Origin of the sequence: Enterococcus sp. FDAARGOS_553 (assembly GCF_003812305.1) — a bacterium.
Lineage (GTDB): Bacteria > Bacillota > Bacilli > Lactobacillales > Enterococcaceae > Enterococcus_D > Enterococcus_D gallinarum.
Map to the genome: position 1 here is coordinate 1,210,410 of NZ_CP033740.1, position 25,835 is coordinate 1,236,244.

General features: G+C 42.1%; 22 protein-coding genes. 19 read left to right on the forward strand and 3 right to left on the reverse strand.

Annotated features, from left to right (window positions below; translation table 11 throughout):
* Positions 1 to 105 precede the first annotated feature (105 nt).
* From EGX73_RS06255 to EGX73_RS06310, 12 genes are all read left to right on the forward strand, one after another.
* Positions 106 to 1,179: a flagellin gene (locus EGX73_RS06255; protein WP_123866824.1), complete on the forward strand. Its 1,074-nt coding sequence runs from the start codon at positions 106 to 108 to the stop codon at positions 1,177 to 1,179.
* A 103-nt stretch (positions 1,180 to 1,282) separates the two neighbouring features.
* A complete protein-coding gene (locus EGX73_RS06260; protein WP_003129094.1) occupies positions 1,283 to 1,696 on the forward strand; it encodes a flagellar protein FlaG in 414 nt (137 codons plus the stop codon).
* A gap of 4 nt (positions 1,697 to 1,700) precedes the next feature.
* Complete coding sequence (gene fliD / locus EGX73_RS06265) at positions 1,701 to 3,122, forward strand: flagellar filament capping protein FliD (protein WP_003129095.1); 1,422 nt, start codon at positions 1,701 to 1,703, stop codon at positions 3,120 to 3,122.
* A gap of 74 nt (positions 3,123 to 3,196) precedes the next feature.
* Entirely contained in the window at positions 3,197 to 3,526 is a 330-nt protein-coding gene (locus tag EGX73_RS06270) for a hypothetical protein (protein ID WP_003129096.1), read from the forward strand.
* 13 nt (positions 3,527 to 3,539) lie between these two features.
* Positions 3,540 to 3,914, forward strand: a complete 375-nt coding sequence (gene fliS / locus EGX73_RS06275; RefSeq protein WP_172956414.1) for a flagellar export chaperone FliS — start codon at positions 3,540 to 3,542, stop codon at positions 3,912 to 3,914.
* Between the two features lie 343 nt (positions 3,915 to 4,257).
* On the forward strand, positions 4,258 to 5,976 hold the full coding sequence (locus EGX73_RS06280) for a hypothetical protein (protein WP_123866826.1): 1,719 nt from the start codon (positions 4,258 to 4,260) through the stop codon (positions 5,974 to 5,976).
* A 217-nt stretch (positions 5,977 to 6,193) separates the two neighbouring features.
* Positions 6,194 to 6,634, forward strand: coding sequence for a MarR family winged helix-turn-helix transcriptional regulator (locus tag EGX73_RS06285; RefSeq protein ID WP_123866827.1), 441 nt, complete (start codon positions 6,194 to 6,196; stop codon positions 6,632 to 6,634).
* Positions 6,631 to 8,346: an ABC transporter ATP-binding protein gene (locus EGX73_RS06290; RefSeq protein ID WP_123866828.1), complete on the forward strand. Its 1,716-nt coding sequence runs from the start codon at positions 6,631 to 6,633 to the stop codon at positions 8,344 to 8,346. The genes EGX73_RS06285 and EGX73_RS06290 overlap by 4 nt, the downstream gene beginning before the upstream one ends.
* Positions 8,339 to 10,108, forward strand: coding sequence for an ABC transporter ATP-binding protein (locus EGX73_RS06295; protein WP_005472949.1), 1,770 nt, complete (start codon positions 8,339 to 8,341; stop codon positions 10,106 to 10,108). Before EGX73_RS06290 ends, EGX73_RS06295 begins: the two co-directional genes overlap by 8 nt.
* A gap of 296 nt (positions 10,109 to 10,404) precedes the next feature.
* The gene (locus EGX73_RS06300; RefSeq protein ID WP_123866829.1) at positions 10,405 to 11,841 is read left to right on the forward strand and encodes a glycoside hydrolase family 1 protein; all 1,437 of its coding nucleotides are present in this window, start codon (positions 10,405 to 10,407) and stop codon (positions 11,839 to 11,841) included.
* Between the two features lie 185 nt (positions 11,842 to 12,026).
* Positions 12,027 to 14,489, forward strand: a complete 2,463-nt coding sequence (locus EGX73_RS06305) for a heavy metal translocating P-type ATPase (RefSeq protein WP_123866830.1) — start codon at positions 12,027 to 12,029, stop codon at positions 14,487 to 14,489.
* 27 nt (positions 14,490 to 14,516) lie between these two features.
* Positions 14,517 to 14,717 carry a heavy-metal-associated domain-containing protein gene (locus tag EGX73_RS06310; protein ID WP_103300656.1) on the forward strand — a complete coding sequence of 67 codons (201 nt, stop codon included), beginning with the start codon at positions 14,517 to 14,519 and terminating at the stop codon, positions 14,715 to 14,717.
* 157 nt (positions 14,718 to 14,874) lie between these two features.
* Here the strand turns inward: EGX73_RS06310 and EGX73_RS06315 are convergent, their stop codons facing one another.
* A complete protein-coding gene (locus tag EGX73_RS06315; protein WP_060813648.1) occupies positions 14,875 to 15,591 on the reverse strand; it encodes a GntR family transcriptional regulator in 717 nt (238 codons plus the stop codon).
* 113 nt (positions 15,592 to 15,704) lie between these two features.
* Positions 15,705 to 16,976, reverse strand: coding sequence for a PTS cellobiose transporter subunit IIC (gene celB, locus EGX73_RS06320; RefSeq protein WP_103300655.1), 1,272 nt, complete (start codon positions 16,974 to 16,976; stop codon positions 15,705 to 15,707).
* 157 nt (positions 16,977 to 17,133) lie between these two features.
* On the opposite strand from celB, the gene EGX73_RS06325 reads away from it, so the two are divergent.
* The 5 genes from EGX73_RS06325 (at position 17,134) to EGX73_RS06345 (ending at position 22,533) form a co-directional block, all read left to right on the forward strand.
* Positions 17,134 to 18,522 (forward strand): glycoside hydrolase family 1 protein, encoded by a 1,389-nt coding sequence (locus EGX73_RS06325; RefSeq protein WP_003129113.1) that lies wholly within the window; start codon positions 17,134 to 17,136, stop codon positions 18,520 to 18,522.
* Positions 18,523 to 18,721: 199 nt separating this feature from the next.
* Entirely contained in the window at positions 18,722 to 20,002 is a 1,281-nt protein-coding gene (locus EGX73_RS06330) for a PTS sugar transporter subunit IIC (protein WP_003129114.1), read from the forward strand.
* Positions 20,003 to 20,177: 175 nt separating this feature from the next.
* Positions 20,178 to 20,918: a GntR family transcriptional regulator gene (locus tag EGX73_RS06335; protein ID WP_003129115.1), complete on the forward strand. Its 741-nt coding sequence runs from the start codon at positions 20,178 to 20,180 to the stop codon at positions 20,916 to 20,918.
* 145 nt (positions 20,919 to 21,063) lie between these two features.
* The gene (locus EGX73_RS06340) at positions 21,064 to 21,900 is read left to right on the forward strand and encodes a glycosyltransferase family 8 protein (protein ID WP_003129116.1); all 837 of its coding nucleotides are present in this window, start codon (positions 21,064 to 21,066) and stop codon (positions 21,898 to 21,900) included.
* A gap of 165 nt (positions 21,901 to 22,065) precedes the next feature.
* Entirely contained in the window at positions 22,066 to 22,533 is a 468-nt protein-coding gene (locus EGX73_RS06345) for a TspO/MBR family protein (RefSeq protein ID WP_003129117.1), read from the forward strand.
* Positions 22,534 to 22,575: 42 nt separating this feature from the next.
* Here EGX73_RS06345 and EGX73_RS06350 read toward each other — a convergent pair whose 3' ends face one another.
* A complete protein-coding gene (locus tag EGX73_RS06350; protein ID WP_005472935.1) occupies positions 22,576 to 24,381 on the reverse strand; it encodes a M3 family oligoendopeptidase in 1,806 nt (601 codons plus the stop codon).
* A gap of 113 nt (positions 24,382 to 24,494) precedes the next feature.
* On the opposite strand from EGX73_RS06350, the gene EGX73_RS06355 reads away from it, so the two are divergent.
* Positions 24,495 to 25,004 carry a VanZ family protein gene (locus tag EGX73_RS06355; protein ID WP_003129119.1) on the forward strand — a complete coding sequence of 170 codons (510 nt, stop codon included), beginning with the start codon at positions 24,495 to 24,497 and terminating at the stop codon, positions 25,002 to 25,004.
* Positions 25,005 to 25,083: 79 nt separating this feature from the next.
* Entirely contained in the window at positions 25,084 to 25,794 is a 711-nt protein-coding gene (locus tag EGX73_RS06360) for a YoaK family protein (RefSeq protein WP_003129120.1), read from the forward strand.
* Positions 25,795 to 25,835 lie beyond the last annotated feature (41 nt).

The window sequence follows — 25,835 nt, forward strand, 5'->3', positions numbered from 1 at the left end:
AGTTTTTTATTTTTTTTTAGAAAAAAGGCTTAATCCTGAATGGTTTCTTCCGATAAATAGTAGCAGAGGGAAACCTTAGCGAATAAAAATTAGGAGGAACTACACATGAGAATCAATACAAACGTTTCAGCATTGAATACTTACTCACGCCTAACGGCAGCCAACGCTTCTAAAAGCAATTCTTTGTCTAAATTATCTTCAGGCTTACGCATCAACAAAGCTGGGGACGATGCAGCTGGCTTAGCAATTTCTGAAAAAATGAAAGGCCAAATCGGCGGTTTGTCACAAGCAAAAAGCAACGCACAAGATGGTATCTCATTGATCCAAACAGCAGAAGGTGCATTAAATGAAACCCACAGTATCTTAGGGCGTATGCGTGATCTTGCGGTACAAAGTTCAAACGGTACGTTAAGTGATGACGACCGCAGTGCGATCAACAAAGAATACACCGCATTGTCTGATGAAATCGACCGTATCAGGAATAACACTGAATTCAATACAAAAAGCTTGTTAACTGGTGAAGGCAATGATGCGAAATCATTCACTTTCCAAATCGGTGCCAACGCAAACCAAACAATGAGCGTTTCAATCAAAAACATGAGCTCAACTGTCTTGGACGTAAAAGGCTTAGATTTAACACAAGCATTTTCCACAAGCGAAATTGCTGCAGCAAAAGATAAAGCAGTAGCGGCTGCCTTCATAGCAGATACAACAACAAAATATGCAGCGGACGGCAAAGTTGATGCGGCAGCTGGTAAAACAGCTGCCGATTTACAAACAGCCATCGGTACAGCAGCGGATGATGCAGCAGCTCAAAAAACATACGATGATGCTTTAGCAACATTTACCGCTTCTGATGAAGGCAAAGCAGCAGCAGCAGCAGCGGAAACTGCCATCGTTGAAAACAACCCAATCACAAAAATCGATAAAGCGATCAAAGCAGTTTCTGCACAACGTGCGGATCTTGGTGCGGCGCAAAACCGTCTAGAACACACAATCAACAACTTAGGTACAACGCAAGAAAACCTATCTGAAGCAAACTCACGTATCCGTGACGTTGATATGGCGCAAGAAATGATGAGCTTTACGAAGAGCAACATCCTTTCTCAAGCAGCAACTTCAATGTTGGCACAAGCAAACTCAATGCCTAATAGTGTATTAAGCTTGTTACAAGGATAATTTTTTGATCAGAGGAACTACTGACACAAGGACTGCCTAGGGGAAGCACAGTTCTTGTGTTTTACATAGCAGCACAAAAACGCTTAGAAATGAGGAAGCTCTGATGGATATTCAGCCAATTTCAGGAATACACCCGATCGAAGCCGTTGCGTCGGTCGCTAAGACACGGCCGATTGAAGCCGTAGATCAAGAGGCCACCAACCTTCGCTCGCAAAGCAAAGGGCGTGGATTAACAGAGGAAAAGGAACGGACAGTGGCAACTGAACCGCCGATCCACTATTTTTCAGCAGCCGATCAGCACAAGATCGGAGTCTCCGTGGATGAAGTGAATCAGCTGCTACTGGGCAAAGATATGAAATTGGCTTATGAAGTGCATGAGCGCACGGGGCGGACGATGGTGCGTTTGGTGGATATGCAGACCAACGAAGTCATCAAAGAGATCCCACCCGCCAACATGCTAGATGTGATTGGAAAAATATGGGATGACATGGGGATCGCGGTCGATCGAAAGGGATGAAAATATGGCAAGTGTAACCAGCAGTTCAGGAATCAGTACAACGCTAGGGAGTTATTCTGGCGTGACTTCAGAAGATATTGAAAAATTATTGGCGGCAGATGCGATCAATAAGACCCGCGCTGAGAACAAAATCACGTCGCTTAAAGCACAAAAAACGGCGTGGAGTGATATCAGCACTCGCCTGACGAACTTTTTGTCAAAAGTCGATGCATTACAAAAAGATGATGCTTATCAAACGAAAAAAGCGACGACCACCAATAGCAGTATCGCTTCAATTGCAGGAACAACGGAAGCCCCAGAAGGTACCTATGATTTAAAAATCAACCAACTAGCAACAGCCACGAAGGTGACGGGGAGTCAAGTAGCTCAAAGCAGCAAAACAGCTCTAAATGTCAGTGGTCAGCTGTCATTGACCAGTTCGGAAGTAGATGAAAATGGCAAACCGATCACCGCTTCGATCGAGATCACTGCTGAAGACAGCTTAAAAGATGTGGCAGCTAAGATTAATAGCCAAAGCAAGACGACCTTCGTTGCGGCGAGTATCGTGGATAACCGCTTGATTTTAACGAATACCAAAATGGGCGACAAAAATTTCTTGATCGACGGCAATGCCGCCGAAGGGTTAGGGATCGGTTCAACTGCGACAACGACGCAAGGCCAACCGGCTATTTTTGAGCTAGACGGCATGAAGATCACTCGCGACAGTAACAGTGTGACGGATGTTATCGATGGTGTCACTCTGACATTAGCTAAAAAAAGCGAGGAGCATGTGACGCTTTCTTTAGCCAATGATACCTCGAAAGTCGTTGATGCAGTGCAAGGATTAGTGGATCAATACAATAGCTTGATGAGTTTTATCGATGATAATTTGACCGTGGGAGATCCTAGTAGTGAAAACAACAAGACGGGGACCTTGGTGGGAGACAGTGCGTTGACCCGTCTACAGACTCAATTGCGAAATTTGATCACCATTCCAGCCGTCAGCGGCTCAAAGCTGACCGCTAGTAAGCTAGGCATCTCCACCGTCGATAATGATGGTACATTGGGACTGGATACGACAAAGTTAAAAGAAGCCCTAGCGGAAGATCCCGCTGCTGTGAAGTCCTTCTTTTATGCAAGTACGAAAATCAAAGAAGCCGATGGCACTGCGAGTACGAAAGAGACCGGCTATACACTAGCGCTAAAAGAATTAGCCAACAGCTATGTCGTCAATACTTCAGCCAATAAAGGGATCATTGCCACCAAATCTGCGACCTATGACAGTACCATCAAGGATTTAAACAAGCAGATCACACGGTTTGATGATATATTAGCAATGAAAAAAGAGCGTTACATCACAATGTTCACCAAATTAGACTCCGTGATGATGGAGGCTGAAAATCAGCTGAGTTACCTAAGCAATCAGTTTGCCAATACGTCAAACTAGGCAAGATATACGATTAAAGCAGTCATTTTTTCATTCGCATAAGAAACCCTCGTCAACAAGAAAGGAAACAATCTATGGAGCCACACGTATCATTAGATGAACGTTTGAATCAGATCTTAACTAGTTTTGCAAAATGGCATGGCGACAGCGAAGAAGCCGGTCGTTTGATGGCAGCCAATGCAGTGGTCATAGCAGCCATGCAGGCAGAAGAACAGAGCCATAGTCCCCAAACCAGTGTATTGGCGCAACAAGTGATCCAAGCGTATCAAGTGTTCTTAGACCAGGTCAAAGCCCAGCAGCAAGAGATCAAACAAGAATTAGGACGTTTGAACCGCAAAAATAATCTTGTCAAAACGTATTTGCAGCAAGAAGACAATGCCGCCTTCGTCGAATTTGATTTATAGTGAGGATAAAAAGATGAATTATCAGAAAATGCAAAACAACTACTTAAAGAATCAAGTGATGAGCGCGTCACCTAACAAATTGATTGAAATGCTTTTGCAGGCAGCAATCAAGAATATCAAATTGGCTCAGTTAGCGATTGAAAAACAAGAACTAGCAAAAGCCCATGAATACTTTATAAAAACACAAAATATTTTGTTGGAGCTGCGTACGTCGTTAGACGAAAAACAAGGCGGTGAGATTGCTGAAGGTCTTGCAGCATTGTATGAATACATGTATCAGCAGCTGATTGAAGCCAACATCAAAAAAGAAGTGGTTCCTGCCCAAGCGGTTGCAGAACTGCTGAACGAGTTATTAGAAAGTTGGCAGGCCATTACCCAATCAGCTTGATCAAATCTACCGTTTGCTTGCTGATAGACGAAAAGCAAGTATGTATTAAGCATATATAGAGAAAAAAACAACGAAGTGCTGTTTTTAGCCGCTCAAAGTCGTAAACCTCGCGTTTGCGGCTTTTTTATTGCGTTGATGCACTTCGTAATTGTACTTTGTAAAAAGTTATAGAAGGTGTATTTTTTTTGAAGCTGAATTTAGCTTTCATTAGGGGACGCTTCAATAAGGGGGCGCTTCATTAAATTTTTACAATGATACCCTTTTCAAAAAGGCTTATTTTTTACCTTATCCGACAATTCTGTTATTCTAAAAAATAAGAACTGTTTTGCAAGGAGGTCATTTAGTGAAAAAAACAGTTTTATTCAAGCCGACAGTTCTGCAATTGCTCGTTATTTTCTGTGTAAGTATGCTGCTATTGTTGCCGCAATTGTTCGGTCGTGGCTTGATTTTAGGTTCGGACGCCGTCTTTCATTTTAATCGTTTTTATGAGACGAGCCAGCAAATCAAAGAAGGAAACTATCAATACTTTCTTTCCATTTATGGTTTTCAGCAATCTGGTCGGATCGTCAATGCATTGTATGGACCATTTTTTGCCTATTTTCAAGGATTATTAGTTTTGATCAGTCGTTCTTGGTTCCAATACCAACTCTTATCAAATGGATTGCTGTACCTTTTGGCAGGAACATCAATGTACACGTTACTGCGAAAATTGAAAGTTTCGGGCTGGTTATCTGTAGGCATGGGCATCCTTTTTATGACCACGTATTCGATCCAATATTGGGTCGAACGACAAGGGTTTTCGGCTTGGGGAGCAGCAATATTGCCTTTTTGTTTCATTCCATTGATCGATATGACGCGCTTTCAACGGATCCGTCCCTTTGCTGTGGGCGTGTCAGTAGCTGCGCTGTTTCAAATCCATGTTTTTTCGAGTATTTTATTGGTTTTGATCTATATCCCTTTCTTTTTGCGCACTTTTTTGAAAAGCCAAGGTAAAAAGCGGCTCTTGCTTCATTTATTCGCCGCCATTGGGATTTTTCTGCTGTTGACTGCCAATATTTGGCTGGCAATGCTTGATCTTTATCAAAGCAATCAGTTACTGCCACCATTCGTCAATCACCACATGGAGCGAAATACGATTACGGGTACCAGCAGTTACTGGTGGACATCGCCCTACCTTTTCCCATTGGTCTGTGGGCTATTTTTTGCCGGAGCTTTAAAAAAATGGCAAGAGATCCCCAATGGATTGAAGCTGTTGACTGTCGTTGCCGGCATTTTTTTCCTGTTATCGTCTAACTATTTGCCATGGCAATGGTTATCTAGTCTCGAAAATCCATTGATTGAACTGATTCAATTTCCGTTTCGCTTTTTTGTCCCTGCGACAGTGCTGATTCTTGCAGGATTGTGTCTTTTGCGGCCCTATTTAGCGGATAGCCGTCTGAATCGGCCGATTTGGCTGATTTTGCTTTTAGTTGTCAGTGTGGGCCAGATTATGTTTCAAACCAGTACTAAGATGAGTGAGTGGCAATCCAGCGATTCCGCGGTGAAAATCAGAAACCACTCCTATCTGTTTGTTTCTGATCAGCAGACGCTGAAAGCGGCTTATTTCAGTCCAGACAAAGCGAAGGCACTGGTGCTGTTCCAACGGTCAACCCCCGATTATGTTCCCATCTATCGTGACACAAAGGAAAATAAATACGATGCTTACGGGGAACAAATCATCAAGCAGAATACGACAGTGCAAAAAGCGGTTATTAATGGACAGTTGATTTTGCGCTGGCAAGGAGAAGATTCTAGCTGGAAGGCGTTGCCGGTCATCAATTACCAACGAACGACCTTACAGCTTAACGGACAGCCATTGAAGCGTTCTGACATCAAAGTGAGTACGATAGGGGCAGTGACTGTTAAGCAACAGACAGGGCTCAACGAGCTGATCGTGGATTATGATGCGCCGTGGTATTTTGACTGGGGACTGTGGGTGACAATGGCTGCATGGGTTTTATTGGCTCTCGGTTTTCTTTGGAAAAAGCGGCAGCTGTTTGCTGCAGTTAGACGCCAAAAATAATCAAGGGAACAAATGCCGACGGCCGCTTTCCGACAGCAAAGAATAATGAATTGGCTTAGAGGCCAGAGGAGCAACTGTAGTGGGCAACACTCCAGCACTTCTCTGGCGTCTAAGTTTTTTTAAGAAAAATTTTTTTGGAATTAGTTGCGTGCGCAACTAATTATCTTTATACTGAACCTACTGTATTTACCTTACTGCATGTAAAGGAGAAAAAATTATGGAGTCAATCATTCGTTCAATCAACCACATTGCCCGTTTAGCCGCATTGTACCGGGAAAGGGAACTAAAAAAATATGGGTTAGGTCCCATGCATCATACGTACATTTTAAATGTCTGTCGTAACCCTGGGATCAGTCAAGAAGCTTTAGGTCAGTTGATTTTTGTCAATAAAAGCAATGTTGCTCGCCAGTTAGCAGTCTTAGAAGAAAAAGGGTATGTTCGTCGGCAAACGAGCAGTTTGGATGGGCGGCGACTGCTCGTTTATCCAACCGATAAAGCGTTGGCGATGCAACCTATCCTCCAAAAATTGTTGAAACAGTGGAATGAGCAAGCCTTAGCAGGGTTTTCTGAAACAGAACAGCAAAAATTGCTGGCAGATCTACAACTAGTAAAAGAAAACTCACAGCGTGCTTTAAAGAAAGAAGATGAGGTTCAGTGAAGTTACTAAAAAAATATTTGCACCCGTATATTGGGCGTATGTCTCTCGGGGTCAGTATCAAGTTTTTTGGGTCTTTGATGGATCTGCTGTTGCCATGGATCTTAGCCTATATCATTGATGCAATCATTCCTACAAAAAATGTTTCCGCCATTTTCTTGTGGGGTGGTGTGATGCTGCTGTGTTCTGTGATTGCTGTTGTAACAAATATTCTTGCCAATCGGATGGCTTCCAGTGTTGCCAGAGACGCTACTGGCAACATACGTCATGATCTTTTTGCCAAAGTGGCCTATTTATCGATTCCGCAGATCGAACAAGTCGGTATCCCTTCGCTGGTTTCGCGGTTGACTACGGATACTTACAATATTCATCAAACAGTAGGCATGATCCAACGACTTGGCATTCGGGCGCCGATCCTCTTATTAGGAGGCGTATTGATCACAGCTACTTTAGATCCAGTGCTAACAGTCGTATTAGTTGGAGTTTTGCCCTTCACATTAGTTGCCGCTGTTATCATTTCGAAGCGAGGAATCCCATTGTTTGCGCAATTGCAAAAGCGAGTAGACACGCTAGTTCGCACCGTCCGGGAAAATGTGACGGGTGCTCGTGTGATCAAAGCATTATCGAAAGCAGACTATGAAAAACAACGATTTCAGCGAGTCAATCAGTCAGTCGTTGCGGCAGAAACAAGGGCGAACCGGACGATGGCTGCCACACCACCTTTAATGGATTTTTTTCTGAATGCGGGATTGACATTGGTGATTTTAGTGAGTGCTTATCGGGTGAATGCCGGGTTGACGCAGCCAGGGGTGATTATTGCTTTTCTCACCTACTTTACGATCATTCTCAATGCGATGTTAAGCATCACGCGAATTTTCGTGATCGTTTCGAAAGGATTAGCTTCCGCAGACCGTATTCAAGCGGTACTGCGACTACCAGAAGACATGAAGGTCGTTCCCCTTCCGGCAAGAGACGAAGAAGCACACATTGTATTTGACCACGTTTCTTTTACTTATCCTGATGGTACGTCCGTTCTGAAGGAAATCGATTTTTCTCTAGTCAAGGGACAGACGTTAGGAATCATCGGAGCTACCGGCAGTGGTAAATCAACGATTGTACGCTTACTGCTGCGTTTATACGATCCGACCAATGGACAGATCCGCATCAATGGCCGTGATATCCGCTCACTGGATCCCGAAGAGCTGCACCAATATTTTGGCATTGTTTTGCAAAAAGACATCCTTTTTGCTGATACGATCGAAGAAAATATTGATTTTGGGCGCCGCTTTTCAAAAGAACAAATCGAAGAAGCTGCCGCTAGGGCACAAGCAAAGGAATTTATCCAGCAATTGCCACAACAACTGGCCTATGAACTTCATGCGAAAGGAAGCAATCTAAGCGGTGGTCAAAAGCAACGAGTCCTCCTATCCCGTGCATTAGCTGGTGAACCACAAATTTTAGTCTTGGATGATTCAGCCAGTGCATTGGATTATCAGACAGACGCCAAACTACGCCAAGTACTTAAACAACAATTTGCGGACACAACGTCGATTTTGATTGCACAACGAATCAGTTCGATCCAGCATGCAGATAAGATTCTTGTGTTGGAAAATGGCCGCATGAGTGGATTCGGCGATCATGCCACATTACTGGCGACGAATACCATCTATCAGGAAATCTATCATGGACAGACAGGAGGAAGAATCAATGCCTAGCAAGACAGTCGCCGAAAAACCAAAAGAGACGAAAAAAACTGTGAAGCGTCTCTGGCACTATTTGTATGAAGCGAAATGGCTTCTTCTATTATCAGCAGTTTTAATGATGGCTAGCAATCTGTTTTCCTTAGTAGGTCCACTGCTTTCCGGTTATGCCATTGATGCCATCCAGCCAGGTCCAGGAAAAGTTGTTTTTCACCGAGTATTCTTTTATTGCGGATGGATGATTGCTTTTTATCTTTGTTCAGCAGTGTTAAGTTATCTGATCTCATTATTGATGATCCGTCTGAGTCAACGTGTCGTCCAGTCCATGCGCAAAGCGATTTTCAACAAAATTTCTGAATTGCCGATCGGCTACTTTGATCGTATCCAAACAGGCGATATCATTAGTCGAATCAGTTATGATGTCGATACGATCAATACATCATTAGCTAGTGATGCCATCCAAGTGCTGAGTAGCTTAGTCACCATTATTGGTTCGTTTATTATGATGTTGCTGATCTCTCCAGTGCTCGTTTTGATTTTTGTAGTGACAGTGCCTGCCTCGGTTCTATTGACTCGTTATTTAATGAAGAAATTTCAGCCATTATTTCGGCGTCGTTCGCGAAAGCTAGGGGAATTGAACGGATTTGTAGAAGAAATTCTTTCGGGTCAGCAAACGATTAAGATCTATAACCAAGAAGAACCGATCATTGAACGATTTGATGAAAAAAATCAGGCCGCAGTTTCCTCTTATTACAATGCAGAATATTATGGCAGCATGACGGGACCGTCCATCAACTTTATCAACAATGTTTCGTTGTCACTGATCAGTGTCTTTGGCGCACTGCTATTTTTATTCGGTCGTCTCTCTTTAGGAAGCGTCTCCTCCTTCGTGTTGTACTCTCGTAAATTTTCTGGACCGATCAATGAGCTGGCCAATATCTTTAGCGATTTGCAATCCGCGTTGGCAGCAGCAGAACGGATCTTTCGCTTGTTGGATGAAGAACCGGAAGTCTCCGATGTTCCTGATGCCTATGAGTTTACAGAAGTAACCGGGCGTATCCAATTGGATCATGTCTCCTTTGGGTATCAAAAGGATCGCATGATCATTAAGGACCTATCGCTGGACGTTGCCCCAGGCAGTTTAGTCGCTATCGTTGGTCCAACCGGGGCAGGTAAGACCACGATCGTGAATCTCTTAATGCGTTTTTATGATCCGGATCAAGGAGTGATTCGTTTAGATGGACAGGACATCAAAAAAGCGACGCGCAGCAGCTTGCGCAAAAGCTATGCGATGGTGCTGCAGGATACTTGGTTATTTACTGGAACTGTCTTTGAAAACCTGGCTTACGGTAAAGCATCCGCGACTCTTGCTGAGGTAGAGGCAGCGGCTAAAGCAGCCCATGTCCATGAGTTCATTCAACAATTGCCAAAAGGGTATGACACACTGATCACAGAAGATGGTGGCGGGATTTCGCAAGGACAAAAGCAGCTTTTGACCATTGCTCGTGCGATGCTTTTGGATGCGGATCTCTTGATTTTAGATGAAGCCACATCAAATGTCGATACCCAGACCGAGGGGTTGATCCAAACGGCAATGACTGAGCTGATGAAGGGCAAAACGTCCTTTGTGATCGCTCATCGTCTCTCCACTATCCGTCACGCAGATGTGATTTTAGTGGTCCAAAACGGTAATATCGTCGAACAAGGGACTCATGATGAATTATTAGCTAGAGCAGGTGCGTATGCAGCCCTTTACCAAGCACAGTTTGATGAATAAGCAACGAATAGCTTGACTCAGAAGAAGCAGCTTAGCAGTTGGACTAAAGACCCACGCATAGTAGCAGAATTGGGGCATCCAACAGATAGTTGCGTCTATGTGCGCCGAAAACTTGCTGAATCGCAGAAGTACACAATGACACGGTTCGCAGTTTGTAGCAGGCCTTTTGTCGCCGCCTCTTCTTTTTCAATCAAGCAGTGACAAAATTATGCAGCGTTTCCATGACAAACCGCTTTTTTATCGGTATACTTAGAAAGGAAACATTCTGAATTATTGAAAGAAAGAAGGGAACCTGTGTGTTTCATAAACAATTAAAAGATTTCCCCAAAGATTTCTTATGGGGCTCTGCGTCTGCAGCGTACCAAGTCGAAGGGGCTTGGCAAGAAGATGGGAAAGGCGCCTCTGTATGGGATGATTTTGTGCGCATTCCTGGAAAAACATTTAAAGGAACCAACGGTGATGTCGCAGTCGATCACTATCATCGATTCAAAGAAGATGTGGCATTGATGAAAGAACAAGGGCTGAAAACCTACCGCTTTTCTGTTGCTTGGACACGAATTTTTCCAGAAGGCCGAGGAGAAGTCAATCAAGCGGGACTAGATTTCTACTTGGCTTTGATCGATGAACTGCTTGCTGCAGGGATCGAACCAATGGTTACGCTCTATCATTGGGACTTGCCTAAAGCGTTACAAGAAGCTTACGGTGGTTGGGAATCTCGCCAAATCATTGAAGATTTTACTAATTATGCTGCGAGACTTTTCGAAGCATTTCGCGGCAAAGTCAAATACTGGGTCAGTCTGAATGAACAAAATGTGTTTACCTCACTAGGCTATTTATTAGCTGCTCATCCGCCAGGTGTCACTGATCCTAAACGAATGTATGAAGTGAATCATATTGCCAACTTAGCTAATGCTTCTGTAATCAATACATTTCATGAGATGGAGATTCCGGGTAAAATCGGACCTAGCTTTGCTTACACACCAAACTATCCGATCAACAGTGATCCCAAAAATATTTTGGCAGCAGAAAATGCGGAAGATTTGATGGCGCATTATTGGATGGATGTCTACCTATGGGGCGAATATCCGATCGCAGCAATGAACTTCTTGAAAGAACAGGGGATCGCGCCAACGATTGAGCCAGGAGATATGGAACTATTGCGTTCGGCAAAACCGGATTTCTTAGGGATTAATTATTACCAAACTGCCACTAACGCAGCAAATCCGTTAGATGGGGTAGGCGCTGGTAAAATGAATACAACTGGAGAAAAAGGCAGTTCAGAAGAAACAGGAACACCTGGTATGTTCAAAAAAGTCGAAAATCCATTTGTTGATCGTACCAATTGGGATTGGGAAATTGATCCTCAAGGGTTGCGAGTGGCGTTACGCCGTATCACTAGCCGCTATCGGATTCCAGTGATGATCACTGAAAATGGACTTGGCGAATATGACAAGTTGACAGACGATCATCAGATTCATGATCAATACCGCATCGATTATCTGTCAAGCCATGTTCATGCAATCAAAGAAGCAATCAGTGATGGTGCAGAGGTGCTAGGTTACTGTACTTGGTCATTTACTGATTTATTAAGCTGGTTGAATGGCTACCAAAAACGTTATGGTTTCGTTTATATAGATCAAGACGAAAATCAAGACGGTAGTTTGACCCGTTATAAAAAAGACAGCTTCTATTGGTATCAAGAAGTGATCAAGACCAATGGACAAAATAGTTAATTCATAGCAAAATAAAAAGTACGTTTCTAAAAAAGAAGCGTACTTTTTTTGTAGAATGAAAATCGTTGACAAATGTAAACGGTGGAGGTAAAGTAGAAGAGTAGAGATTACATTTGTAATCAAAAGGTAGCCTCTTTCGCTTATTTGAGGAACCCAGTACGATATTTCATTAAGGAGGAATAAAAATGGCTGAAGGAAACTATGCAATCGAAGGAATGACCTGTGCCTCTTGTGCTCAGACGGTCGAGAAGGCCGTCAGCAAAGTCACAGGTATCGAAGAAGCCTCCGTCAATTTGGCGACGGAAAAACTTCACGTTCGCTACGATGAAACGCAGGTAGATGAACAACTCTTAGCAAAAACAGTAGCCGATGCCGGCTACTCTCTTATAGGAAATCAGCAGCAAGCAACACTCCAGATTGAAGGGATGACCTGTGCTTCTTGTGCCCAGACAGTTGAAAAAGCCGTGAACAAACTTGCAGGTGTTCAAGCGGCTACTGTCAATTTAGCCACGGAAAAATTGACAGTTCGTTACGACAAGCAGCAACTTAATACAGCTACCATTGAAGAGGCAGTAGCTAAAGCAGGATATCAAGCTTTTGGCGAAAAAACTGCGGAGCCGCAATCGGCAAAGAAAGACCCAATTCAAAAGTTATGGCAACGATTTTGGTTGTCTGCCATTTTTACCGTGCCATTATTTTATTTAGCAATGGGCGAAATGATCGGTCTGCCGCTCCCTTCCTTTTTGAACCCTATGACACAGCCTGTAGCATTTGTTAGTACACAATTGATCCTTGTGCTCCCTGTCATGATTTTTGGCGGTGCTTTTTTTAGCAATGGCTTCAAAGCGTTGTTCAAAGGGCATCCTAATATGGACTCTCTGGTTGCTTTAGGAACCAGTGCGGCTTTTTTATATAGTTTGTATGGAACGGTCATGGTTTATTTAGGAGAGACGCATTTCGCGATGCATTTATACTATGAATCAGCTGCGGTGATCCTCACATTAATCACACTAGGCAAATACCTTGAATCCGTATCAAAAGGCAAGACCTCTGAAGCTATCAAGAAATTATTGGATTTAGCACCAAAAACTGCTCGGATCTTAAAAAATGATTCAGAAATGGAAGTGCCAGTCGAGCAAGTCGTGGCTGGCGATATTGTGATTGTTCGTCCCGGTGAAAAAATTCCTGTGGACGGACAACTGATAGTAGGACATTCAGCAGTGGATGAGTCAATGATCACTGGAGAGAGCCTTCCGGTGGAGAAACAACCTGGTGATTCAGTTGTTGGAGCGAGTATCAATAAAACGGGTACGTTTCGCTATCAGGCGACAAAAGTTGGCAAGGATACCACTCTGGCACAGATCATCCAGCTAGTGGAAGATGCCCAAGGTTCGAAAGCCCCAATTGCACGATTAGCTGACAAAGTTTCGGGTGTTTTTGTTCCGATCGTGATTGGCTTAGCGTTACTAGCAGGACTGGCATGGTTTTTCTTCGGACAAGAGTCGTGGATCTTTGCACTGACGATCACTATTTCGGTATTAGTCATTGCCTGCCCCTGTGCCTTAGGATTAGCAACACCAACGGCAATCATGGTGGGAACTGGGAAAGGCGCCGAGAATGGTGTATTAATCAAAAGCGGTGATGCATTAGAAACGACTCGCAACATCACAACGATCGTTTTTGACAAAACCGGGACGATCACAGAAGGGAAACCAGTTGTGACAGATCTTTTACCTTATGGCGAACATACGAAAGAAACGGTCTTGCAGCTAGCATCTTCTGCAGAAGATGGATCGGAGCATCCACTGGGAGAAGCTATCGTAGCCGCTGCCAAACAACAGAAATTAACATTTTCTTCAGTTAGTCATTTCCAAGCCGTCCCTGGTCATGGAATCACGGGAAGATTGGATGGAAAAGACGTGCTGTTAGGAAATAAAAAGTTGATGGATCAAAAACAAATAGATGTCTCATCTGTAATTGCATCTGCCGAAGGCTTAGCAAACCAAGGGAAAACACCAATGTATGTTGCCATGGACGGCGCATTGATTGGGTTGATTGCTGTGGCCGATACGGTGAAAACAAGCAGCGCACAAGCCATTGAACGTCTGCATCAAATGGGCATCAAAGTGGCGATGATCACAGGGGATAATTCGCGAACAGCACAAGCCATTGCTGATCAAGTAGGTATCGATGAAGTCATTAGTGATGTGTTGCCAGAAGATAAGGCAGCTAAAGTGGCAGAACTGCAGCAAACTGGACAAAGAGTTGCCATGGTAGGTGACGGAATCAATGATGCACCAGCTTTAGCCAAAGCAGACGTCGGTATCGCCATTGGCTCAGGAACGGATGTCGCCATTGAATCTGCAGATATCGTGTTGATGCGTAGTGACTTGATGGATGTGCCGACTGCAGTGGAATTGAGTCGAGCAACCATCAAGAATATCAAAGAAAATCTTTTCTGGGCATTTGCTTATAATGTTTTGGGAATCCCTGTTGCCATGGGATTACTGCATCTTTTTGGCGGACCGCTTTTGAATCCGATGATTGCAGGGGCAGCCATGAGTTTTAGTTCAGTTTCCGTCTTATTGAATGCGCTACGTTTAAAACGGTTCACTCCAGTCAGTAAACGAGCAGCAAGAAACCAATAACAAAATAGAGAAGAAAGAAGGATCATTATGAAAAAAACATATCAAGTCGACGGCATGAAATGCGAAGGCTGTGCAAAAACGGTACGAGAAACACTTGCTCAAGTAGTCGGTGTTACCGAAGTTACAGTTGATTTGAACAAGAAAACTGCGACCGTCACAGGCGATGCCTCAGATCAAACGGTGACAGCTGCGTTAAAAGATACGCCTTATCGTTTACTTACTATCTGATAAACATCGAGAAGAGAGCAAGTAAAGCAATGGATCAAAAATAAAAACAGTCAAAGCGAGCAGTGAACAAGACTAATACACCCAAAAACCGAAAAATCTTTTCTCTATATTTTGGTTGTTCTTTTGTCTAGTTTTACTGCGCCGCTTTGGCTGTTTGTTATCGTTGAACGTCTAAATAGGAATATACCCGCGTATCATAACGGTTGCGACTGCGGGAGTATTCGATCGGTGAGCCATTTTTTTGGTAAACGATTTGTTGAATTTCTAATACTGGATCGGTTGGATCGCAAGCCAGATATTTCTGATCATATAACGAGCTTTTATCCGCAGAAATCGTCCGATAAGCACCGACAAATTGAATGCCTAGTTCTTCTTTTACATACTGATAGATAGAAGTTTCCAAGTGAGAACGTTTTAGATTAGGAACTAAATGGACCGGCATGTACGTATGCTCCAGAATAAATGGTTTGCCTTCTAAAATTCGCAGACGAATGATCTTATAGACGGGTTGTTCTTCTGTCAGCATCAGTTTTTCTTGGATCTCCTTGTTCGGAAAAGCCACTTGAAAATCAATGACTTCACTAGTCAATGGCCGATTTGCTTTGCGCATTTCAGTGGATAAGCCGACATATTCCGTTAATGTTGTCGTATCTCGATCCACGAAAGGATGATTCAAAATCTTAGTTCCAGCTCCTCGCTGAGAATAGACAAGTCCTTCCATAGAGAGAATCCCGATCGCTTTTTTGATGGTCATGCGGCTCACTTGGAACTCTTCAACGAGATCTATTTGATTAGGTAATAAACTATCTGGAGGATAGGTTTTATTTCTGATTCTTGTTCTTAAAATATTGGCAATTTCTTGATATTTTGGCATCTCCTCACCTCGCAAAGAGTATAGCTGAAAAAAGCGATTTCGACAATCCGAATCGGCAGCCTTTTTTTAAAATAAAAGACTGACAGGTTGATTGACCTGCCAGTCTTTTTGTTTTAACTGATTGAAGCTTCTTGTTGACGATCCAAAATACGCAAGAATGGATACCAGATCACACCAACAAGTACTACATCAATGACTTGTAGCAAGCCACCTAACCAAGAGTTGGTTGCTAACACACCGCTAGCGATCACTGGCACGGTCCAAGGTACGGACACACCAGTTGGTGCTGGAACTAGACCAGCTGCCATCACAAGGTAATTGAAAGTTGTCACCACTAGGGGTGCTACTACCCAAGGAATCAAAATCGTTGCATTCAGTACGATCGGCATTCCGAAAATAGCAGGTTCATTTACATTGAAGATACCAGGAGCAAGAGCCAAACGACCAACATCGCGGTATTGTTTTTTCTTTAGGACAAAAGCCATCAAAATCACAACAGCTAGCGTCATTCCAGAACCCCCTAAACCAACCGTGAAAGTTTCCATGAATGGTTTCGTCACGATATGAGGTAATGCTTCGCCATTTTGATAGGCTTCTAAATTATCCAACATCAATGTGTTCCAGATAGGATCCATGACAGAGTTGACAATGATTTGCCCATGAAGACCAAAGAACCATAAGAACTGAACCAAGAACAGTGCCAATAGTGTAGCAGGCAAGCTGCTGCCAAGACCTGTTAACGGTTTTTGAATCAATTCATAGATTACATCATGAAGGTTCGCATGGAAGACGCCGGTCATGATCGCATTGATCATCAAAAAGATGGTTAGCGTAACGATCGCTGGAATCAAAGCAGCAAATGACTTCGTTACTGCAGGTGGCACCCCATCAGGCATTTTGATTTGCCAACCGCGTTTTGTGACGCGACAATAAATCTCAGCAGCTAAGAAGGCAGCGATCATTCCGATGAACATACCTTTGGCACCTAAGCGATCAAGAGATAGCACGCCAGTAATTGTTTCACCTGATTCTGTAGTCATGAAAAATGGTGTTAGAATCAAAAAGCTTGCAAAAGATACAGCGCCTCCAAAGATCCCTTCAACATCATAAGACTTAGACAAATAATAGCCGATACCAAAAGTAACAAAAACTGTCATGATGCTCATTGTTGCATTTTGTCCATTACCGAACAGGGTACTTAGAGTGCCTTTCGTTGCATCATTGAAAAAAGGCAGATTGTTGATAACCACTACGATTGAACCAAACATCGTAATGGGAAAAGAAAGCATGAACGCATCTCGTAATACAGTGAGGTAGCGGTTTTGCCCTAACGCATTGGCTAGCGGCAAGATTTTTTCAGATATTTTATCCATAAAACCGTTCATTAAAAATCACTCCTAACAACTTTTTGCAATCGATTACAATTCATAATGTATCATGTTTTATTTTAAATGTCTATACATTATCCAATAAAAAGATTGATTTTTGGTAGTGCTTCCTTTATGATTACGGTATCAAGCATGAATAGGGAGTGTAAAAAAGATGACGTATCAATTTCCAGAAGGATTCTGGTGGGGTTCTGCTGCCAGCGGTCCTCAGACAGAAGGAACTTTTCCAGGAGACAAAAAAGGACCCAGTATTTGGGATTACTGGTATGAGCAAGAACCAGGAAAATTCTTTGACCGTGTAGGCCCCGAAAAAACATCCCAAGTCTATAAGCGGTATAAAGAAGATATTCAACTGATGAAAGAAACAGGACACAATACATTTCGGACATCGATCCAGTGGAGTCGCTTGATTCCAGCAGGAACTGGCGAAGTTAATCAAGAAGCTGTGGCTTTTTATCATGATTATTTCGATGAATTGATTGCAAATGGGATTGAACCTTTCGTCAACTTGTATCATTTTGATATGCCGATGGCCTTGCAGGAAAAAGGCGGTTGGTTAAGTCGTGAGACAGTTGAGGCTTACGTCGTTTTTGCCAAAACTTGTTTTGAATTGTTTGGTACAAAAGTCAAAAAATGGTTCACTCATAATGAACCAATCGTTCCAATAGAAGGTGGCTATCTCTATCAGTTCCACTATCCAAACGAAATCAACATGAAGCATGCTGTTCAAGCCGGTTTCCATGAAACCTTAGCGAGCGCGAAAGCAATCAAGGAATATCATGCGCTAGAATTGGGTGGAGAGATAGGGATTATCTTGAATCTGACACCTAGCTATCCGAGAGATGAAGCAAACCCGGAGGATGTTAAAGCAGCCCAAATCGCCGATGCCTTCTTCAACCGTTCCTTTTTGGATCCAGCAGTTAAAGGGACATTTCCCGAAGAATTAGTCACGATCATCAAAGAATTAGACATGATACCGGAACATGAAGCAGAAGATTTAGTGATCATCCAAGAAAACACGATTGACTTATTAGGCATCAATTACTATCAGCCTCGTCGTATTATGGCAAAAGAAACACCGATCGACCACACGAATGGTCCATTACCAGATGATTATTTTGATAATTATGATAAACCTGACAAAAAAATGAACCCTTATCGTGGATGGGAGATCTATGAAAAAGGGATTTATGATATCTTGACCAATACCCGTGAGAATTATGGCAATATCAAATGCTACATTTCTGAAAATGGCATGGGCGTTGAAGGGGAAGAACGTTTTGTCAATGATGAAGGAATCATTGAGGACGATTATCGCATCGAATTCGTCAAGGAACATTTGAAATATGTCCACCAAGCAATCCAAGAGGGGACCAATTGTGTTGGCTACCATATGTGGACATGTATGGATAACTGGTCTTGGACGAATGCCTACAAGAATCGTTATGGCTTCATTTCTGTTGACTTGAATAATGATGCCAAGCGCACTATTAAAAAATCTGGCCGTTGGTACAAAGAAGTTTCTGACAATAACGGCTTTTGATTCAAAACACAGTGAAGATTGCTTCACTGTGTTTTTTTTATTGTCAAAAAATGGTGCTGTCTATAGCAAAAGAATAGGACTGTATAATCCATGCTCAGTTTTATAAATAAAAAGACTAGACTTATAAATGTAAGCGTGGTATTCTATAGAGGAAATCGGTTTCACTAAATTATAGGATGGTTTTTGAAAGGAGAAAAAAATGAATAAGTTTATCGCGTTTATGGAGAAGCATTTTATTCCTATTGCTTCCAAAATCGGTTCACAACGTCATCTAGTTGCGATTCGTGACGGTTTTATCGTAACGATGCCATTGATGATCTTGGGATCTTTTGGGGTATTGATCAATAATTTGCCTATTCCAGCTTATATTGATTTTATGAACGGTATTTTTGGTGAAGGCACCTGGCAAGCATTTGGCAATAATTTATCTGCAGGTACATTTTCTATTTTAGCTTTATTGATTGCATTCACAGTTTCTTATAACTTGGCCAAGAGCTATGACCAAGATGCATTAGGAGCAGGAGCAATTTCAGTTGCCAGCTTTTTTGCATTAGGTGCAATGGCCACAGATGCTGATGGTTTGCTGACAGCTGCGGGTCTTGGTTCACAAGGATTATTTTTGGCATTGATCGTTGCTATTATTTCTACTGAGATCTTCCGTCGTTTGGCAGGCAATCCTCGTCTAGTGATCAACATGCCTGATGGTGTACCACCTGCAGTTTCTCGTTCTTTTGCAGCGTTGTTCCCAGCAATGATCACTGTTTCGATCTTTGCATTGTTCACAGCAATCTTCCAAGCATTCGGCGTATCAAGTTTGGTTCTATCTTTCTATGAGCTTGTGCAACAACCATTCATGGGATTGGCAAACTCTTATCCAGCTGCATTGCTACTAGGGTTCATTTCTGCTTTCCTTTGGTTCTTTGGTTTGCATGGTGCAAATATCATCGATCCATTTATGCAAACGATTAACATTCCAGCTATCGAAGCGAATACGAAAGCGCTTGAAGCAGGAGACAAATTGCCGTATATTGTAAATAAGCCGTTTTTTGATTCATTTGTTAATATAGGTGGTACCGGTGCAACATTAGGCTTATTGATCGCAATTTTCTTGGTTGCTCGTCATCATAAAGCCTATATGACTGTAGCGAAATTATCATTGGCTCCAGGGGTATTTATGATCAATGAACCAGTGATGTTTGGATTGCCAGTCGTGTTGAATCCAATTTTGTTCATCCCTTATGTTTTGACACCACTTGTATTAGTTTCAACTGCATATTTTGCCACAGCAACAGGACTGGTACCAGCATGTACCGTTATTGCGCCTTGGACAACACCACCGATCATTGGTGGGATCTTGTCAACACAAAGCATTGCTGGCGGAATCTTAGCTGCAGTTAATTTGATTATCTCGATCGTGATCTATCTTCCATTCGTGAAGATGGCACAGATCCAAGAAAATCGTCGTCTGAAAGAAATCTAACCGATCAAAATTAGGCTGGGACATAAGTCAGAACAAGACGAAACTACCCGAACGAATGAAAATGACAATCCTGTTGCTTTAGTTGCTAGTTGGTGGCTAAAGCAACAGGATGGGTAGTCGTCTTTGTTGCTTATGCCGCAGTCTTTTTTAATTAATAGGATGTGAGGTGAATGTTGTGCCAAAGTATGTTGAGATAGCAGATGTCCTTCGAAAAAGAATCAAAGATGGAACTTATCCCAAAGAGAGCTTTCTGCCGCATCAAACGGAGTTAGTAAAAGAATTTGGTGTCAGTCGGATGACCATTAAGAATGCCATCAATATTTTGATCATGGAGGGACTGTTGCTTTCGAAACGAGGATCTGGGACGAAAGTGTTGAACCATTCTTTTTGGGATCGTGACACGTCTTCTGTAAACGAATACAAAGGACTTAGTTACCAGATGAAAATGCAAAAAAGAGATTTACAAAGTCAGGTAATTACCTTCGAAGTCTGTTTCCCAGATAGCAGAGTACAAGAGATGTTGAAAGTCGCTGCGGAAGAGCCGGTGTATCATGTGATTCGTTTGCGAATATTAGATGGGCAACCTTATATTTTGGAACATTCGTTTATGCCAGTAGATTTAGTGACGGGATTAACGAAAGAAATCTTGCATCGATCGGTATATGATTATTTGTTAGAAGAGTTGAATTATAAGTTTGCCGGTGCTTATCGGACATTTCAAGCAGCGAAAAGTGATGAGTATGATCGTCAATATTTGAAGTGTCAATCGGATGATCCAGTTTTGGAATTAGAGCAGATTATTTATTTAGAATCGGGAAGACCGATCGATTATTCAAGAAGCCGAAATCGGTATGATGTTCGCGGGTATTCCATGTTAGACATGAAACCAGATCTTTTAAATCATCGAAAACCATAACGACCAAAGTGCTCGCTGCTTTGGTTTTTTTGTTTTTGATGGCCGAATGGTTTGTTTTCGTATAGATTCTGAGAATCAGGTATACTAATAGTACGAAGATAGATACAAGCAGTTTTCAATGATTGCTTAAGGAGTGAAGAAAAGTATGAACCTGCTGTTTGCGATTGACGATACGTTTGTAGAACAATTAAAAACAACCCTCTATTCAATTTGGTTGCACACATCGGCAAGCCGATTGGATGCATTTGTTTTACAAGAGAAGGAACTTGCTCAGACAGAGAAATTGAATCAATTTTGTCATGGACTGGGAATTGTCTACCATCCAGTCATTATCGGTACAGGATCTATTTTTAAACAAGCCCCTGTCAGTGATCGTTATCCAGAGTCGATCTATTACCGGTTATTGGCCCAAAATTATTTGCCGAAAGATCTAGATAAGGTCTTATATTTAGACGCAGACATATTGTGTATCAACGATTTGCAGCCGCTATATGAATTACCGCTTGAAGATCATCTTTATGCGGCAGCAAACCATTCAAAATTAACAGAGGTTACGACAGTCATCAATAAAGTGCGTCTCAAAAATTATGAGTCTGAAGGATATTTCAATTCGGGCGTTTTGCTGATGAATCTGACTCAGTTACGTCAAGAAGTAAAAGAAAAAGAGATTGCGGCATTTATTCAGAAGAATCAATTGAATTTATTTTTACCGGATCAAGATATTCTAAATGGGCTGTATGGGGATCGGATCTTGGGAATTCCAGACCAACTATATAATTATGATGTAAGAAAAAACCGTACATATGAAACGATCAGCCTAGGACACTGGGACTTAGACTGGGTCATCGATCATACTGTATTGCTGCATTTTTGTGGTAAAGACAAGCCTTGGAAGAAAGGGTACAAGAGCCGTTATGGTTCGCTTTATAAATATGTTGCCCAACAACAAAGCAAGTATAGCAGGTCGTTATCAGACAACTAGAGCTGAAATCGACCAACGATCTCTTTGAGACGAGCATTACTTTTTTGAAATGAAGGTAGGAATGATACCATAATATTAGAAACTAAGGCAAAAGCAGCAAACCGTTGCTAGATTCATTTAACCGAGTAGCGGAAGAAAAGTGGAGAACGAAAGGGAGCGATAGAAATGAAATTTTTGCTTTGGCTTGTTTGTGTGGTAGGAATCGAGATTACTGGGATTATTTCCAGCTTGTTCGCGGGTGATATTGCTGCGACGTATGCCCAAATGGACAAACCGTTTTTGGCACCTCCAGGAGGGATTATTGGTATCGTTTGGACGATTTTATATGCCTTTATGGGAACAGCTTTGTTTTTACTCATCATTGCGAAAGTAAATCCAGCATTTAAGAAACAAGCCTATATCTTCTTTGGTATCCAGCAAGTGTTGAACTTTTTGTGGAGTATTGTCTTTTTTGGCTGGAATCTTTATTGGGTAGGAACAGTGGTTATCGTCTTATTGGTTTTGACAGTCATCGTCTGTATGTTTTTATTTGCCCGAATCGATAAAAGATCCACCTATCTTTTTGTACCTTATCTGATTTGGTGTCTCTATGCGGGGTATTTAACTATCGGATTAACACTATTAAATAGTTGATAGTAACAAAAAACAAGCGCAGATTTCTGCGCTTGTTTTTTGTTATAAATATTCTTCTGTCAACTCCATGAAGGTATCGATATCTTGTAAGACCCGATCGATTCCGGCTTGCCAGAAATCAGGTTTTGTCAGATCAACGCCTAAATGTTTTTGGGCCAATTCTTCCGTCGGCATAGAAGCTGTGTCTTGTAACAAAGCAATATATTCTTCTTCAAAACTCGTCCCTTTTTGGTTGGCATAAGCATAGATTCCCATGCTGAAAAGATAGCCAAATGTGTAAGGAAAGTTATAGAAAGGAACATCATCAATAAAGAAATGTAGTTTTGCCGCCCAGAAATGTGGGTGATAGCTAGCTAATCCATCGGCGTAACTTTCTTTTTGTGCAGCCACCATCATTTCTGTGATTTGTTCAGCAGAAACCAGCCCTTTTTGCCGTGCTTGGTAAAAACTGTTTTCAAAAATAAAGCGGGCATGGATATTCATGAACATGGCAATGGCATTTTGCATTTTGGCATCTAACAAATTGATTTTTTCTTCTTTTGTTTTTGCTTCTTTCAATGTTGCATCAGCAACGATTAGTTCGGCAAAGGTACTTGCAGTTTCAGCCACATTCATCGCATAATCCTGATTAAGCTGCGGCAAGTCCCAAAGAACACTACTATGGAAAGCATGACCTAACTCATGCGCCAAAGTGGCTACCTCATTGACGGAATTACTATAAGTCATGAAAATACGTGATTCTCTTGTTTCAGGCAGACTTGTACAATAACCGCCAGGACGTTTGCCAGGACGATCTTCTGCTTCGATCCAACTTTTTTCAAAGGCTTCTTGCGCAAAATCAGCCATTTTGGGACTGAATTTTTTAAAGTTTTCTAAAATGAAAGCAGCTGCTTCATCGAATGTATAGGTACGTTCCTTCATTTCACCTAAAATGATCGGAGCATCTTGATCCTGCCACTCCATTTTTTCTTTTCCGAATAATTGGGCTTTTCGTGTCAAAAAGTCCACGATCGGTTGTTTGTTCTTCTGGATCGTTCCCCACATTGCGTCTAATGTCGCTTTTTGCAGGCGATTATACTCGAGAGGCTCCTTCAGATAGTCATCTACACCGTGCAGTTTGTAATTGGAGAGACGGAATCCATCCAGATGATTCAATGTATCGGCAAATAAATCTTCTTTTTCTCCCCAAGCTTTTTCCCACTCCGCAAATAGTTGAGCACGAACTTCAGGATCTGGGTCACCCATCATTTTGTTGAAAGCTTGACCAGCTGAAAGAGTAATCGTTGTTCCATCCGACCGGGTAAATGGAATCGCAATCGAAGCAACAATCGTATCATAATGCTGACTCCAAGCATTTAGTCCGTCTAAAGAAAGTGTGTTAATAATCGTTTCTTCTGCTTCCGACAAAAGCTCCTTGCCGTCGCGACGAATTTCGCTCAAACGAAAGGCGATAGTCGCAAAGGGTTCTTCTTTCAATAGTGTCTCCCAGTCTTCATCAGAAATTTCTGTCAATTTTTTCGAAAAAACTGTTTCGGCTGCTTGTAGCATTGGTAATTTGGCATAGAGATCGCCCGAAAGTAATTTTGCCTGATTGTCATTAACGTTGGCAGATAGCAATGCATTGATAAAGCTGCTGCACTGAGAAAATCCTTTACTGATTGTTTCGGACAATGATAATAATTCAGCTAATTCCTCTGGTTGAGAGGCATTGTCGGGTTGCCACGCATCTACTTTTGTGCGATAAGTTTTGATTTGTGCATCTAGTTGGGACATTCGTTCTTGCAGTTGGGTAGACGTGCTGCCGCCTGAAAAAATCGAATCAAGGTCCCAGTTGAGAGAATAAGTCATCTTGGGTGTTGCTCCTTTCGTTTATCAGATGGTAATAAGTATAGCACACCCTTCGAAAAGTAGTTGCAGAGAATACTGAAAATGGTAAGATTAGAAAATGAGGGGCTGAGATGATGAAAAAAATGTGGAAAGAACCAAATTTTTATTTCACGATTGCGGTAGCTGTGATGGTGATTTTATTTATTAGTTCGTCACAAACTTATGAACAACAATCACAAGTCGGTTTGCTTTCTCGCCTGTTAAAAGAAGAGCCATTGAAAGAATGGTTGAGCAAATTCGCTTTCTCTTATGCAGGATCTGAAATCAGTATTGCCGAAAAAGGTTATTTTTCTTTTGTGGAATTTTTTATTCGTAAAGGGGCTCATTTCTTTACTTACTTTGTATTAGGAGGTAGCTTATTTCTATCATTGAGCTATCGAAAAATTCCCTATTGGCTGTCAGCTTTCTTTGGCTGGTTGGCAGCAACAGGGTATGCAGGGATGGATGAGTACCATCAAATGTTGACCGGTGGCCGTACACCTTTGTTCCAAGATGTCATGCTCGATTCAGCTGGAGCACTGACAGCTGTCTTACTTAGTTGGGGGATTCTTAGTTGGCAAAAGCGAGGCAAGAAAAGAAAATGAGATTATTTTTTAACAGCAACCATAACTAAAATGCAATCAATCAGCTAGAAATAGTAAAGTAAAGATAGAGGCGGAAAAGATGCAAGCAGATCACAGCAGTAAAATAAATGATCCGAATAGACGACAACCGGATATCGTGGTGCATGAAAGTCTACCAGTAGGAGTTGCCTTAGCAATGGCAGGGGGATTCTTAGACGCATATACTTATCTCTTTCATGGAGAAGTGTTTGCCAGTATGCAATCAGGAAATGTCATTTTGTTAGGAATCAATTTGGCATCTGGAGAGTTTGGACAGGCTGCCAGATATTTACCGCCAATTTTGCTGTTTTTGATAGGGATCATAGTGACTAATGGCTTGCAGCATCGTTTCCCAACAGGTGGTAGAATTGTTTGGCAAAATGTAGCCCTCTTCTTTGAAGCACTCGGTATTTTTCTTTTAGGATTTTTTGCTCAGACATTGCCAAATGTCTTTGTGGATTCTGGACTTTCTTTTTTTGCAGCCATCCAATATGCTTCTTATCGCAGATTAGCTGGAATGCCCTATGCAACGACGATGACGACCGGAAATTTGCGTTCAATGGCGGATTATCTTTATCAGCGTTTCTTCAAAAAAGATGCTACTGTAGATTATAAGATCAAGTATATCGCGATGATCATCGGAGGATTTTTCTTCGGGGCAGTCAGCAGCAGTTTATTAGGTATGTTTCTTTTTCACCGAACGATTTGGGTCGTATCGGGCATATTACTTTTTGTACTGACGATTACGATCAGAAACCAGAATCGGGTATAAAAAAGGACGGAGAAATAATTCTCCGTCCTTTTTGGATTATA